The organism is Streptomyces sp. A0642, assembly GCF_004795105.1.
Taxonomy (GTDB): Bacteria; Actinomycetota; Actinomycetes; order Streptomycetales; family Streptomycetaceae; genus Streptomyces.
Map to the genome: position 1 here is coordinate 295,721 of NZ_SSBL01000006.1, position 13,830 is coordinate 309,550.

A 13,830-nucleotide genomic window follows, 5' to 3' on the forward strand; every position below is an offset into this window, starting at 1 on the left:
GCACACACGGACAGGGTCCGGACGAGCCCGTGGACCGGCCGACCGTCTCCCTCGGCAGCAGGCACATGTGTCGTCGCTGCGGGGCGTCACACCTACTTCTCGAACGGAATCCCATGAAGAAGCACATCCTGACTGTCCTCGCGGCCGGTGTGCCGCTGGCTGCGGCGGTGTACCTGCCGACCGCGTCGGCAGCACCCCTGAACTCGACCGCGTCCGCTCCGTCCCCCTGCACATCCATGTCCCTGAAGGCTCCGGCCGGCACCGAGGTGGAATCCGTGACGGCGGTCCGCCGGCCAGGCGGCACCGTCAACGGCACCGGTCTCCTGGGCGGTTCCGTCTCCGGCGTCCCCGCCTACTGCGAGGTCACCGTCACCCTCACCCACCCGGATGGCGGCGACCACGCCAAGGTGCAGACCTGGCTGCCCGAGAGCGGCTGGAACGGCCGCTTCCAGGCGCTCGGCGGCAGCGCCTACGCGGCCGGGGACAACGGTGTAGGCATGGGCGCCGCGGTCAAGAACGGCTACGCCGTGACCACCACGGACGCCGGCGTCGGTGACGTCGTGGACGTCAGCTGGGCATTGAACGGCAACGGGCAGGTCGACCGTGCCAAGCTGAAGAACTTCGCCTCCCGCTCGCAGCACGAGGCCGCCGTCGTCGGCAAGGAGGTCGTCGCCTCCGTCTATGCCGAGCGCGCCTCCTACTCGTACTTCACCGGCTGTTCCACCGGCGGGCGCCAGGGCTACATGGAAGCCCAGCGCTACCCGGACGATTACGACGGCATCCTCGCCGACGCGCCCGCGATCAACTGGGACGAGTTCGAGGTCGCCACCCTGTGGCCGCAGGTGGTCATGAACAACGAGAAGACCTATCCGGCCGACTGCGAGCTGGACGCCTTCACCACCGCTGCCGTCAAGGCCTGCGACAGGCTCGACGGTGTGAAGGACGGCCTGGTCAACGACCCCGAGAAGTGCACCTTCGACCCCCGCAGGCTGATCGGCACCAAGGTCGTCTGCAAGGGCAGGGAGCTGACCATCACGGCGGCCGACGCTGCCGTCGTCCGCAAGATCTGGGACGGGCCGCGCACCGCCTCCGGCACGAAGCTCTGGTCGGGCGTCCCGGTCGGCGCCGACCTGAAGGGCCTGGCGGCCACCACCGGACCCGACGCCGACGGCAACGTCGAGGGAGCACCCTTCGCGGTCCCGGCCTTCTGGGTCTCGTACTGGCTGAAGAAGGATCCGGCCTTCGACGTCTCGACGATCACCTACAGCCGGTTCACCCAGCTGTTCAAGCAGTCCCAGGCCGAGTTCGACGAGGTCATCGGCACGGACGACCCGGACCTGTCCGGCTTCCGTGCGTCCGGCGGCAAGCTGCTGACCTGGCACGGCCAGGCCGACCAGTACATCCCCACCCAGGGCACCGTGGCGTACCGCGACCAGGTCGAGCGCACCATGGGCGGTTCGAAGAAGGTCGACGACTTCTACCGGCTCTTCCTCGCACCCGGCACCAACCACTGCGGTCTCAACGGCAGTGACGGTACCGCCGATGGTCTCGCCGCCCTGACCAAGTGGGTCGAGCAGGGCAAGGCGCCCCGGGTGCTGCCCGCGACGCTCGTCAACGACGAAGGCGCACAGGTCAGCCGCGATCTGTGCAGCTACCCCCAGGTGTCCCGCTACGACGGCCAGGGCGACCCGGCTGTCGCCTCCAGCCTCCGCTGCACCGCCCCGCCTCGTCACTGACCTGGCCGACGCTCCGCCCTGACCCGAGAGAGGTCCGAACCATCATGAGTACGCAGACAGTGACGCCGGCCGCCGACACGGCGGCGAGGTGCACGCGCTCCTCCCTGCCGGCGCTGTACCTGGGCCGCGGCGTCCTTGCCGTGGCCTGGGCCGTGGCGTTCGCCGGAGCACACGCGGAGGTCGACGCCGTGGCGATCACGCTGCTCGTCGCCTACCCGTTGATCGACGCGGTGTCCTCGCTGGTCGACCATCGCGCGACCTCCGACGGTCCGGAACGCCGGGTCATCGCGTTCAACGGGGTGCTCAGCACCCTGGCCGCCCTCGCGGTCGGTAGCGCAGGCGTGGGCGGCGAGGCACCGGTGCTCCATGTGTTCGGCACCTGGGCCGTCGTCTCCGGTGCCGCCCAGGTGCTCGTCGGACTGCGCCGCCGTGGCCCTGAATTCGGCAGGCAGTGGCCGACGTTGATCTCGGGCGGACTCTCCTTCGTCGTCGGTGTCTTCTACAACATCCAGGCTGCGGGCGACGCTCCCTCGCTCGACGTGCTTTCGGTCTACGCGACGGGCGGTGGAGTGTTCTTCATCGCCCAGGCACTCCTGCTGGCGTGGAAGAACCGCCGGCTGAACACCCGGACCGTCTGAGCACCAGCCCCTGCCGGTACAGTCCCGGTCCGCGCCACCAGGCGCGGGCCGGGACTTCGGCGTGCCTGGCACCGGCCCGAAGAGTGCGCTCCTCGCGCCCGGTACGAGAAGGAGTGCGGCCGAGGCGCGCGAGCACGGCGCTTCCCGGTCCAGGAAGGGCAGCTCGTCCCGGCCGCTCCGTGCCGATCCGGCCCGTTGCGACCCCCGCCCGGCGGACCGCCGGGCGGGGAATGATGCTGTGTGGCGGGGCGGGGCGGGAGTACGCGCCGACCGCCGTCTCCGCAGCCGTCCTGATACGTGTCGGCGTTCCAGGTCCTCCCCGGGGGCCGCAGCGATGGGGCGCGGGAAATGGCTTCGGCGGACGAGCCGGCAGAAGCCGCCAGGGCCGCCAAGTCCGATACCGCGGGACCGCCCTGAGGACCCGGCCGGGCGGCGCAGGCGACTTTGCCCGGGAGGTTTCGGAGATCGGACACGGCCGCCGGAGTCCTGGCGCCCCCGAGCCCCGGAGCGCCGAGGCATGGAGCACCCGGAGGTCCGGAGGTCCGGACTCCTGGAGGTCCGGAGTCCCGGAGTCCCCGGGCCCCGGAGTTCCCGAGTCCCGGAGCAGCAAGCCCCGAGCTCCGAGTCCGGAGGGCTCTGCTCCTCCAGGTGCCGGGGCGTCTTCGCAGGCGGGAGCCCGGCCCGGTGTGTGGTCCGGTGGGCGTGGCGCGGATGTCCGGGCACGCCACAGGGGCATGCGCGGTGCGCATGCCCCTGTGGCGTGGGAGAGCCGAGGACTCAGTTGTCGCTGTTGAATATCGTCAGCACGCGCAGCACCTCCAGGTAGATCCACACGAGCGTCAGGGTGAGGCCGAAGGCGGCCAGCCAGGCCTCCTCACGCCGAGCGCCGTATGCGACGGCGTCCTCGATCTGCTTGAAGTCCAGGGCGAGGAATGCGGCGCCGAGCAGGATGCCGATGACGCCGAACGCGATGCCGGGGCCGCCACTCCGGAACCCGAGCCCGTCACCCGCGCCGAAGGCGGAGAAGAGGAGGTCGGCGAGGAGCAGGAGGACGAAGCCGGTGGCGGCGGCGACGACGAACCCCATGAACCTCCGGGTGACCCGGATCCAGCGCATCCGGTACGCGATCAGCACGCCTGCCGACACCGCGAAGGTACCGAGCACCGCCTGGACGACGACGCCCGGTGAGATGTAGGTCGAGGTCGCACTGGAAATAGTGCCGAGGAAGACGCCCTCGAACGCCGCGTAACCGAGGATGAGTGCCGGGGAGGGGGCCCTCTTGAAGGACTGGAGCATCGAGAGCCCGAAGGCGACGAAGGCCGCGACCACGGCGATCCCGTAGGAACGGCCGATGTCGGCCTCGTCGACGGGCAGCAGGAGCCAGGACAGCACCGCTGTCAGGGCTACGGTCCCGAGGGTCGTCGCGGTGCGGACGACGACGTCGTCCATGGTCACCGAGGTGCTGCCGGCCCCGTCGCCGGCCGATGCGTAGGGGTTGGTCCCGTAGTCGCCGGCCGGCTGCGGGACGCCGGTGGCACCCACCGCCGCCACCCGTGTGTACGCGTCGGCCCTGCCGGCGTCTCGTGCGGTCCCCCAGCGGGAGAAGATCGGGTTGCTGGTCCTCACGTCAATCCTCCTCGTCAGCCGCACTCGCGGCCTGCGCACAGCCATTGCCGCCGGGCGCCCGTTGCGGCACACGTATGCCGGTGGTGAATTCGCCGCACCGGCGACGGCCATGCTCGACGTCACCACTCTGACAGGTGACGCTAAGGGAGGCAAGTCCCGCCGGGCCGGGCATGACAGGTGGTCACACGGCCGGCGCTTCCGGCCCCGAGAGCAATTCCCTGAGGAAGCCGTCCCAGTCCAGGCCGTCCATCTCCACCTCGGACGGGATGACGCGGTAGGTGGCGGCGAGCCAGTCGGCGAGGGGGGAGGTGGGTACCTCGAACAGCGCCTCCACCTCCTCGGACTCCATGAGCAGCCAGGACGAGGGCGACTCCTGGGACAGCGTCGGCCACATCCGCACGTCGCCGGAGCCGCTCATCGACCTCAGCCCGAGATGCAGGAGTTCACGGCCGACGCACCAGCTGAGACTGGGACCCCGTTCCGCAAGGAACTCAACTGTGATCACCGCGGGCGCGTCCGGGTCGAAGCTGAACTTCGCGCGCATCGGAAGCCGGGTGAACTCGTCGAGCATCTGGTCCAGGTCGAGCAGCAGCGGAGGTATGAGGCCGGGCGCCGAAGGTGCCCGCAGTGGTGACTGATCACGAGACATGACAGGGGTTCCCCTCCATGGGACGAAGTCTGCGTTCCTCAGTCTTCGTCGCGACCGCTCCTCGGACATCGGTCACTTGACGGTCGAAGGGCGACGGAGCGCGGGGCGGTTGACGGCGAGCATTGCGGCGTGCGAGCCGTGCCGTAAGTCAATTGGCTGCCGGGGCCCGAAGCCGGTGGGGCCATCTGCACCGGACGGCTGCTCGCCGGGCGGGGTGTCGTCTTCGGCGGAATGCCGATGCCATGGCACAGGGCAACGGCAGGCGTCGGCCGTAGGACACGTATCAAAGAGGGAAGCCGTACACCGGGCATCGCCGTCCGGCGGGGGAGGCGCATATGACCTTTCCCCTCCGTCGACGGAACCGCCTTCGAGAGCGAACCGCTCGCCGGATCCTTCGACTACGTGGTCGCCGTCGACCGCAGACACGTCAGAGGTGCGTCCTCGCCCGGCTGGGTCGCAGCCTCACGTACCGCTGCGGGGTCTACAAGGGTGCGCGCACCACGGATGCACCCAGTCCGACACCGCCGCCTACCACCCCGAGGCGGCGGAGCGGCACTGGACGGAACTCCTCGCCCTCTTCGGCCGCACCCTCTGAGGGACCGGGCGCCGCGGGACCGTTCGGGGCGTGGAGGGGTGCGCCGTCCGGTCCCCGCGGGTTCTTATGGGGGTGGCGGTGAGGGAGGGCCGTGCGGGCACCCATGAGTTCCGGTCGGACGTTCAGTGCCCGCTGCTCTCGGCGGGCGGCCGGATGCGACGACGCAGGGCGTGGGGCCGACAGGATCTGTCGGCCCCACGCCCTGCGTCGTCGCATCCTCGGGCACCCGTGACCGGAGCCCTCGGGTGCCGTTACCGGGCCTGGAGCGGGCCCGCGAAGGACTTGCGCAGGGACGCGGGGGCGGCGAGAGGAAGCAGCGAGGCCAGCACCTTGCCCTTGAACGTGCTCGGCTGACGCGTCAGTTCGACGTCGACCCGGGTGCCCTCCGCCTCGGGGGTCATGCGGAAGACCCATCCGCCCCCGGCTCCGAAGAGCTTGGAGTCGAGGGTGGTGATGACGACGGTGTCCCCGCCCGGCTCCCACGCGTAGCGTGCGCGTTCCCACGCAGCGGCGGTGCCCTCGGTGACCTCTGCCCAGGTCTCGCCCAGACCGTGGACCTCGAAGTGCTCGGCGTCGATCGTAGGCCAGGACGTGGCGCGGGAGGGGCCGAAGTCGGTGAGCACCCCCACCACGTCCTGCGGGCTGAGCGTGGAGACGAGATGGAACCGTACGACTGCCATGGATCTTCTTCCTCACCAATAAGTAACTGCTCTGAACGGTGACGAGACACTCCCACGCTGTTACGTCACCTGTCAAGGTGGTTACTTTTCTCGAAAGTGGACGCGAGGGGGAGGGAGAGGCGGGAGGGGCGGCGGTGCAGTCGCATGACGGACGGACCCGGGACAGTCCGGGCCGCTCACCCCAGGGAGGCAGGCTCTCTGTGACCGTGACGGACCCCAGGGGCTGCTGGACTGCGCCCGGATCAGTCCAGCACCTTCAACGCTCCGGCGACGGCGGCCTCCAGGAAGGACCGGTCGACGCGGGCCTGGTCCATGACGCGAAGCCCCTGGACGAACGTGACGAGGAAGCGGGCGAGTTCCACAGGGCTGTGCTCGTCGCGCAGTTCTCCCCGGCTCCTGGCGCGGGACAGCGCCGCGGCGAGTACGGACTCCATGGCGGTCATGGTCGCGCGCACCTGCTCCGCCGTGCCGTCGTGCGTCGACCGCTCGGTGGTCGCTTTGACGAGCAGGCAACCGCGTTCCCGGTCCGCCGCGTCGGTGGTGACCATCGTGATCAGGATGGCGCGCACCGCCGTACGGATGTCGGAGCCGGCCCGGACGTCCTCGTCGAGGGCGGCGATCATGAGGTCGCAGTAGCGCTTCAGGGCGTGGGCGTAGAGGCCGTCCTTGGAGCCGAACGCCGCGTACAGGCTGCCACTGCCGATTCCCAGCAGTTCCGTCAGCCGTGGTACGACAGTGGCGTGATAGCCGTTCTTCCAGAACAGGTGCATGGCCTGTTCCACGGCCGCGTCGGTATCGAATGCACGAGGGCGTGCCACACCGGGGTCCTTTCGTCGGTGTCCTCGGTCCCGCGGGGGCGTGATGATCGCAGTGCGGGGCGGGCTGGAGCATCAAGTCGGTCGGCCGGCTCCTGGCCTGCCGGGCGCCCGGGGCGTTACATATCAGTGAACGGACCACGGTCCCGACTCTGCCCCGGCGACCCTTCGCAGGCATGAGTCGATCGACTGCACACCTGGCGAGGCAGGGGCGACTTCGTCGCACGGGCGGTCACCTGCCCTGGAGTTCGATGTACTCGGACAACACGCCAGCCGGACGAAGAGGCTCAGGGCGCCGGATGTCCGGCCGGCCCTGCTCCGCTTCGCGCTGCTGCGGAGGACGGACCTTGGGCCGGCTGGGACAGCGCTTCGGGCGACGGGGACGGGAGAGGACCGCCCGTATGCGGTACGAGCGAACTCCCCAGCGACAGGACCAGGGGCATGCCCGGCCGGATGTTCTGCGGTTAGCCTCGACGGCATTGACGGCGACAGTCCGAGGACGAACATGCAGGTGCACCTGACCCCCCCCCGCTGGAGCCCGGCAGCGCGCCCCGCCACGCAGCTGCCATCGTCGCGACCGCGGCCGACATCAGCGGGGCGGAACTGGACTGCAGCTCCGAGAGCACCGTGGTCGAGGACATAGTCGACGGCTTTCGCGCGGAAGGCGTCACTCAGGAGCACCTGGCGGAATCGCTCATCGCGTTCGGCTGCCACGTCGGCGAGATACTGAATCGTCATGCCGGGGGAATCCGGCGGCAGGCCCCGGCGGGCTCGCCGGTCATCTTCCCCAGGGCTGTGCTCCTCTTCGTGGAACTGCCTGACGCACGGGGAATGCCGGCCGATCGAATGGGTCTTCAGCCGCCTCGCGTGCGGAGCCGATGTCAGCATTCGCGGTCTCTGCACGGCAGCCGGGACGGGAGAAGCGCCCCGGCGCTACTGGACACCGGCATGATGAGGTGTGGGGGGGTGTGGAAGAGGTGGATGAAGCGCCCCGGGGCGCGCCCGGACAACCAGGGGTCCACGGCAGGACTCCGCACCGGTGGGGGGGCGTCCGCGGGAGGGCGCCCGTGGAGGAGGTCTGCCGGGACGGCTCGCGGATGCTCGCGGTGCCGGTCGAACGAATGGGGGAGCTGACGGGTGAGCGCGCGCATCGAATCGGCCGACGCCCGCCCGAAGGGCGCGGGCCCGGACCTCAACGGTTCGGACGACAGGGAACTGGTCGGCCGCGAGCGGGAACAGGAACAGGTGGCCGCGCTGCTGGCGGCCCTGCCCCGTGGCGGCCAGGTGCTCCACGTGCGCGGGGCCCCGGGCACGGGGAAGTCCGCCCTCCTGCGGTTCGCCGCGGAGGCGGCCGTGCGCCAGGGCATTCGCGTGCTGTCGACGTCGTCGGCGCCCGCCGAGCGGGGCCTGCGCCATGCGGCCCTCCACAGCCTCCTCCGTCCCCGCCTGGCCCGGCTCGACGGCCTGCCGGACCCGGAACGCCTCGTGCTGGACGCCGCGTTCACAGGCGGAGCGGCCGTTCCGTCCGCCGCGCTGCTGGCCGAAGCCGTGCTGAGTCTGCTGGACATGACACCGGGGCCGGTCCTTCTGTGCGTCGATGACTTCGACCGGCTCGATGCCGCGACCCGCGACGTCCTGCGCCACGTGGCCCGGCGCGGCGGCGGCACGCCACTGGGCATGATCCTCGCCGAGCGGTCGTCATCCGGCCCCCGGCTCACCCCCGACGGACTCGGGGTCACGCTGGAGGCCCTGCCCGGCCCTCAAGCTCGCCTCCTCGTCACGAGCACCCGCCGCGCCACCGGCTACACCGAACAGGAGCTCGTGCTCGCCGTGGCGGAGGGGAACCCGCTCGCCCTCACGGAGCTCTCCCTGGGGAGCGGCCCTCTCGGGGACACGGCGGCCTTCGGCATGCTGCCGGCGACGCCCCGCCTGGCCGAGGCGTACGCGGAGGACCTGGCAGGGCTGTCGGCGGCAGCCCGTACCGTGCTCCTCACCGCCGCGCTGAGCACCTCCCCGGCCACACGGGACATCCTCGACGCGAGCTCCCGTCTGCTCGGCAGTCCGGACGCCGCCCGCTCCGGTCTGGCCGAGACCGCCGCCCGCGGACTCGTCGTCGAGGAGGGACAGCTGCTGGGCTTCCCCCGGCCTCTGGTCCGGCCGGTGGTCCTGCACACGGAGCCGGCGGCCCGCCGCCTGAGCGCCCACGCGGCCCTCGGGCGGAGCCTCGCCGGCTCCCCGCACGCGGCCTGGCACACGGCCCGGTGCGCGGGTGCCCCCGACGAGGAGCTGGCCCGCCGGCTGGAGGCGCTGGCCGCAGGACCCCGCTCGGGGACGGGCGTGCTCGTGGCCCTGTCAGCCCTGGAAGCCGCCGGAGTCCTCTCCCCGGAGCCGGAGAGCCGGGCGGGCCGACTGCTGCGCGCGGCCGAGCTCGCGTGCGACCACGGGCTGCCGGAGCAGGCGCTCCGGCTCGCGCGGCGCATCGACCCCACCGAGCTCGGGACATGGGGCCGTGCCCTGCTGCTGTGGATCCACGAACTGCTCCGGGGAAACAGTGCTGTCGGCCGGGGGCGGATCGCCGAACTGTGCGAAGCGGCACGCGCCGTGGCCGCGAAGGACCCCGCCCTCGCCCAGAAGCTCCTGCACGCGGCGGCGCGCAGAAGCTGGTGGCAGCAGTCCGGGCCGGACGAACGCCGCCTGATCCGCGCGACGTTCGAGGACCTCCGGTCCGGTCCCCGTGACGCGCGCGACCTCATGCTCCTGGCGCTGACGGGCCCGCCGCCGGTGACCTCGCCGGCACCGTCGAAGCCCCTGACGGATCTGCCCGACGGCGACGAGGAGAGCCTGCTCGGCCACGTCGCCCATCTCGACGCCGACCTCGCCGGAGCGGACCTGTTGTTCGCGGAGGCGGAGGCCGCCTTCCGCGCCGGCGGACGCTACGGGCGGCTGCCGCAGATCCTCGTACCGAAGGCCATGGGGCAGATCCTGCTCGCCACGCAGTGGGACGGGACCCTGGCCCTCGCCGAGGAGGCCGGGACGATCGCCGCCCGGACGGAACAGCCCGACTGGGCGGCGAGGGCCACCGGCACACGCGGCATCGTCGAGGCACTGCGGGGGCACGGTGACCAGGCGCTGGAGTGCGCCGCGCAGGTCGAGGAGGCGTCCCTGCGCCTCGGCGAGACCCGGCAGCTCAGCCTGGCCGTCCTGGCCCGCGCCCTTACCGCGTCCGGCGCGGGCCGATACGCCGAGGCCTACGTGCACTTGCGGTCCCTCTTCGCCGAAGCGACGGCCCCGTACTCCTTCGAGCACTACTGCGGGCTCGCACTCCTGGCTGAGGCGGCGACGCCCGCGGGGGAGACGGACGACGCCCGGACCGTCGTCGGACACTTCGCGCTCGTGACCGGGCCGGGACGCGCGCCCCTGCTCGGAAGGACCCTGGACTACGCCTCCGCCGTCCTCTCCCCGGACGACGAGGCCGAGGCCGTGTACCACCGGGCACTGGGGCCCGGGGCCGCCACCTGGCCCCTGCTCCACGGCATGACCCAGTTCGCCTACGGGGCCTGGCTCAGGCGCCGACGCCGACTCACCGAATCCCGCATTCCGCTGGCCGCGGCGGAGTCGGTCTTCCGGACCCTGGGCGCCGGGTCCCGTGCCGACCAGGCGGCTTCCGAGCTGAGGGCGACAGGCGGGGCGGCCGCCGCACGGACGGCCGGCGGGGACCTGTCCGAGGTGCTGTCCCCGCAGCAGCTGACCATCGCCCGCCTGGCCGCCCGCGGACTGACCAACCGGGCGATCGGGGAGCACTTGCGCCTGTCACCCCGCACGGTCGCCTCACACCTTTATCAGATCTTCCCGAAAATGGACGTCACGTCCCGCGCGCAGCTCGCCGCCAGGTTCAGAGCGGACGAGAACGGGCGGCCCGGATGACCGGGCCGCCCGCGGGTGCTCCGACGGGCTGACGGGCCCGCCTCTCGGGTGATGCCGCGCGGCCGACTGTCCGGGCGCGGGGGTCTCCGATTTCCCACGGCCCAGCCGCGTCTTCTCGTACGTCGGCCGTTCGGTGCCCCGTCGGCCCGTCCGGCCGCGATCTTCCGGTGACGTCAGGCCGGTGACGTCGTCAGCACCTGGGCGAGCTGCGCCCGAGCCGTCACACCCAGCCGGGGGAAGATGCGATAGAGGTAGGCTCCGATGGTCCGCGGTGAGAGGCCGAGCTGTTCGCCGATCTCACGGTTCGACAGCCCACGGCCGGCGAGTTCGGCAATCCGCAGCTCCTGGGCCGTGAGCAGGCTGTGGACGGCGGCGGGACCGGGCGTGTCCGCGGTGCCGTTCTCCGGCCGCTCCCCGGATGCCCGCAGTTCCGCGGTGATCCGCGCGGCCCGCGCCTCGGCACCCATCAGTGTGAAGGTGGCCGCCGCCTGCCGCAGGACGGCGCGGGAGTCGGCGTACCGTCGGCCGCGTCGCATCCACCGCCCCTGAGCCAGACGCAGCGGCGCCTCCAGGAAGGGCAAGCGGGACAGGTCCATGGCGAAGGCCTTCGCGAACAGGTTCTCCGCGTCCCGGTCGTCGGCGAGGACCGCCCGTGCCACCGCGATGCGGACGGCGAGCACGGGGGCGCACTCCGCGCCCAGTTCGCTCTCCAGTCGGTCGAGCGTCGTCAGCACCTCGGCGGAGACGTCCTCCGCGGCTGCGGCTTCCGCGAGGGGCACCAGCGCGAAGAGGGCGACCGCACGGGTGCCGGGGTCGGCGAGGAGGCCCGAGAGACTGGCGAGGCCGGTCCCGAAGTCGCCGCCCTCGATCCGGGCGCAGGCCGTGCCGACGGCGAGAACCGCGTCGATCGAGCGCACCGAGCGCCGGGCGGCCTCGACGTCGCGTTCGCTGCCCCGACGGGCCGTGACGCCGCTGCGCAGCGCTTGTACGAGATCCACCAACAGGCGGGCGGCGGCCGCGTGGTGGTCCTGGCCGTGCTCCTCGGCCAGGACCGCGCACCGGCGCAGCGCGTGGTCGCCCTGGCCCCGGTCACCCATGGCCAGGTGGGCCAGTCCCTGGCCGACGAGCACTCGGGGAAGCCGGTCCGGCAGCTCGTGGAAGTGGTGGCGGCGCTCGGCGAGCCGGTAGACGTCGAGCGCCCGCAGCGGGTCACCTGCCAGCAGGGCCGCCTCACCCAGCCGTTCGAGGTCGCGGGCCGGTACGTCGGTGAACTGCCGGCCGGCGGACACGCCCGCGAGGACCGTCGCGGCGCGGCCGACCGGGTCGGCCGTGGCCATGGCGTGCAGCAGCCGGGGATCGCCTGCCCTGTCCGGCATGGTGTCGAGGAAGTCGAGCAGTGCCCCGGCCCGTTCGCCGTGCGCGAGGGAGGGCGCCATGATCCGGGCCAGTTCCAGGGCGTCCTCCTGTTCGGCGGGGCCGGCCGGGGCGGGCCAGGCCCCGGGGTCGGCCGGCGGCAGCCCGCCAGGCTCTCCGGTACGGGCCACCGCCTTCGCGCACAGTGTGCCCAGCGGGCCGAGGGGGTGGCGCAGCGCCTGGCGCGCCATCGTGCTTGCCACGCGGTCCTGGCCGAGGGCGTGGGCGAGCTGGGCTGCCCGCAGCGCGCACCGGCCCCGGTCCCGGGGGACCGGGTGCAATTCGGCGGCTCGCCGCAGGAGCAGGACGGCCATCGGCGCCTCGAACTGTCCGAGCACGCGATCGTGCGCCTCTTCCAGACGACAGGCCAGCTCCGGGTGGTGGCTCTCCACCGACTGGGACAGGTGCCACAGCATCCGTACCGAGTCACGCTCCAGGACGGCCGCCAGGGCGGTGTGCGCGGCGCGGAGGCGTGGCCGGCTCACGGCGTGGACCACCGCACCCGGTGTCGCGGGATGGCTGAAGACCAGCCGCATGCCGTCGGACTCGACGAGGCCTTCGCGCTCGGCGGGTTCCAAGGCGGCGAAGCCCACTTCCACGCCCCCGATCCGCGACGCGGCGGACAGGAGCAGGGGAAGGTCTCCTGCCGGGTGGAGCGCCGCTGCCAGAAGCAGATCCCGGGTTCCCCGGGGAAGGTGCGCGGCGCCCGGTGCCAGGGCGGAGGCCAGCCGGTCGGTCGAGGCGGGTGCGTGGGGCGCGGAGTCCTCGGCCCGGGCCGGCAGCTCCAGGAGCGCCAGGGGGTTGCCCGCCGAAGTGGCCAGCACCTCACGGACGGCCTGTGCGTCCAGTCCGGGCCTGCTCGCCGCCAGCAGTTCGGTGGACCGGGCCGCGGTGAGGGGGCCGAGCAGTGTCTCCGGGAGGCCGGTGAGGGCGGCCTCGTGCGTCCGGTGCGGACGCGAGGTCATCAGCAGGCCCATCGGATGGCCTTCGGTCCGGCGGGCGACGAACGAGAGCACGTCCCGGCTGGGTTCGTCCAGCGCGTCCCAGTCGTCGACGGTCATCAGCAGAGGGCGTACGGCACTGACCGACTCCAGGAGGCCGAGAACGGCGAAGGACAGCCGTGAGAGGCCGCCCGGGGCGGGGGCGTCGTCGACGAGCAGCATCTCCAGGGCTTCCAGCCGGCCGGGGGCCATGCTCCGGCCCGGGTTTCTCAGGGCCGGCCAGAGGATCTGGAGCAGACCCGAGAGGCGGGTCGGGGCGCCGCCCCGGGTGCCCGCGCAGCGCAGCACTCGCATCCCGGCGCCGGTGGCCGACCGGACCGTGGCCTCCAGCAGGGCCGACTTGCCCGAACCGGCGTGGCCGCGCACCACCCGGGCCGCCCCGCGGGCCGCCGCCTCGCGCAGGAAGTCCTGGAGTGCCCGCAGTTCGGGGTCGCGGCCGATCAGAGCCGGGCTGCCCGGCGGGGTCTCGGGAAGCGGGGCGACGAGTGACCGGGTGTGCGGTGCCGCCCCTTCGGTGGCGGGAGGGGGGAGGCTGGTCTGCGTGTCCATCGGTGCCCCTGTCCCACGGCGAACGATCCCGTCGGACGCGGGGGAGCGCTCTCTTCTGTCTGCCTCCATCCCAGTGGAACGGGGCCGGCGGAACCAGGCAGTTCGCATGCAGCTTGCCCCCGCACGGGGGATGAAACGCCGCAAACCTCCGTGAGGCGGCGTGGTCACGGAGGTCGAAGGCCTCAGGCGCGGCGGGCGGCGGCC

The 13,830-nt window shown here is 72.4% G+C and carries 8 protein-coding genes and 1 pseudogene; 4 read left to right on the forward strand and 5 right to left on the reverse strand.

Features of this window, described 5'->3' with window-relative positions:
- The first annotated feature begins 113 nt into the window (after positions 1-113).
- Both E6R60_RS15020 and E6R60_RS15025 read left to right on the forward strand, forming a co-directional pair.
- The gene (locus E6R60_RS15020) at positions 114-1,736 is read left to right on the forward strand and encodes a tannase/feruloyl esterase family alpha/beta hydrolase (RefSeq protein ID WP_136327042.1); all 1,623 of its coding nucleotides are present in this window, start codon (positions 114-116) and stop codon (positions 1,734-1,736) included.
- A gap of 44 nt (positions 1,737-1,780) precedes the next feature.
- Positions 1,781-2,374 carry a DUF308 domain-containing protein gene (locus E6R60_RS15025; RefSeq protein WP_136327043.1) on the forward strand — a complete coding sequence of 198 codons (594 nt, stop codon included), beginning with the start codon at positions 1,781-1,783 and terminating at the stop codon, positions 2,372-2,374.
- Positions 2,375-3,151: 777 nt separating this feature from the next.
- Here E6R60_RS15025 and E6R60_RS15030 read toward each other — a convergent pair.
- Together E6R60_RS15030 and E6R60_RS15035 are read right to left on the reverse strand one after the other, a co-directional pair.
- Positions 3,152-4,000 (reverse strand): Bax inhibitor-1/YccA family protein, encoded by an 849-nt coding sequence (locus tag E6R60_RS15030; protein ID WP_136327044.1) that lies wholly within the window; start codon positions 3,998-4,000, stop codon positions 3,152-3,154.
- Between the two features lie 181 nt (positions 4,001-4,181).
- On the reverse strand, positions 4,182-4,649 hold the full coding sequence (locus tag E6R60_RS15035) for an SsgA family sporulation/cell division regulator (protein WP_136327045.1): 468 nt from the start codon (positions 4,647-4,649) through the stop codon (positions 4,182-4,184).
- Between the two features lie 493 nt (positions 4,650-5,142).
- Here E6R60_RS15035 and E6R60_RS37385 point away from each other — a divergent pair.
- Positions 5,143-5,244, forward strand: a pseudogene (locus tag E6R60_RS37385) (dienelactone hydrolase family protein); the annotation flags it as partial.
- A gap of 251 nt (positions 5,245-5,495) precedes the next feature.
- Here E6R60_RS37385 and E6R60_RS15045 read toward each other — a convergent pair.
- Positions 5,496-5,924, reverse strand: coding sequence for a hypothetical protein (locus tag E6R60_RS15045; protein ID WP_136327046.1), 429 nt, complete (start codon positions 5,922-5,924; stop codon positions 5,496-5,498).
- A 242-nt stretch (positions 5,925-6,166) separates the two neighbouring features.
- A complete protein-coding gene (locus tag E6R60_RS15050) occupies positions 6,167-6,742 on the reverse strand; it encodes a TetR/AcrR family transcriptional regulator (RefSeq protein ID WP_206309413.1) in 576 nt (191 codons plus the stop codon).
- A gap of 1,134 nt (positions 6,743-7,876) precedes the next feature.
- Here E6R60_RS15050 and E6R60_RS15060 point away from each other — a divergent pair.
- Positions 7,877-10,663: a LuxR family transcriptional regulator gene (locus tag E6R60_RS15060; protein WP_240802563.1), complete on the forward strand. Its 2,787-nt coding sequence runs from the start codon at positions 7,877-7,879 to the stop codon at positions 10,661-10,663.
- A 173-nt stretch (positions 10,664-10,836) separates the two neighbouring features.
- On the opposite strand, the gene E6R60_RS15065 is transcribed toward E6R60_RS15060, so the two are convergent.
- Positions 10,837-13,626 carry a LuxR family transcriptional regulator gene (locus tag E6R60_RS15065; protein WP_136327047.1) on the reverse strand — a complete coding sequence of 930 codons (2,790 nt, stop codon included), beginning with the start codon at positions 13,624-13,626 and terminating at the stop codon, positions 10,837-10,839.
- Between the last annotated feature and the right edge of the window lie 204 nt (positions 13,627-13,830).

Excerpts from the sequence above, each read along its gene's own strand:
- E6R60_RS15020 (WP_136327042.1), top strand. The coding sequence starts at position 114 with ATGAAGAAGCACATCCTGACTGTCCTCGCGGCCGGTGTGCCGCTGGCT.
- E6R60_RS15065 (WP_136327047.1), bottom strand. The coding sequence starts at position 13,626 with ATGGACACGCAGACCAGCCTCCCCCCTCCCGCCACCGAAGGGGCGGCA.
- E6R60_RS15025 (WP_136327043.1), top strand. The coding sequence starts at position 1,781 with ATGAGTACGCAGACAGTGACGCCGGCCGCCGACACGGCGGCGAGGTGC.
- E6R60_RS15035 (WP_136327045.1), bottom strand. The coding sequence starts at position 4,649 with ATGTCTCGTGATCAGTCACCACTGCGGGCACCTTCGGCGCCCGGCCTC.
- E6R60_RS15045 (WP_136327046.1), bottom strand. The coding sequence starts at position 5,924 with ATGGCAGTCGTACGGTTCCATCTCGTCTCCACGCTCAGCCCGCAGGAC.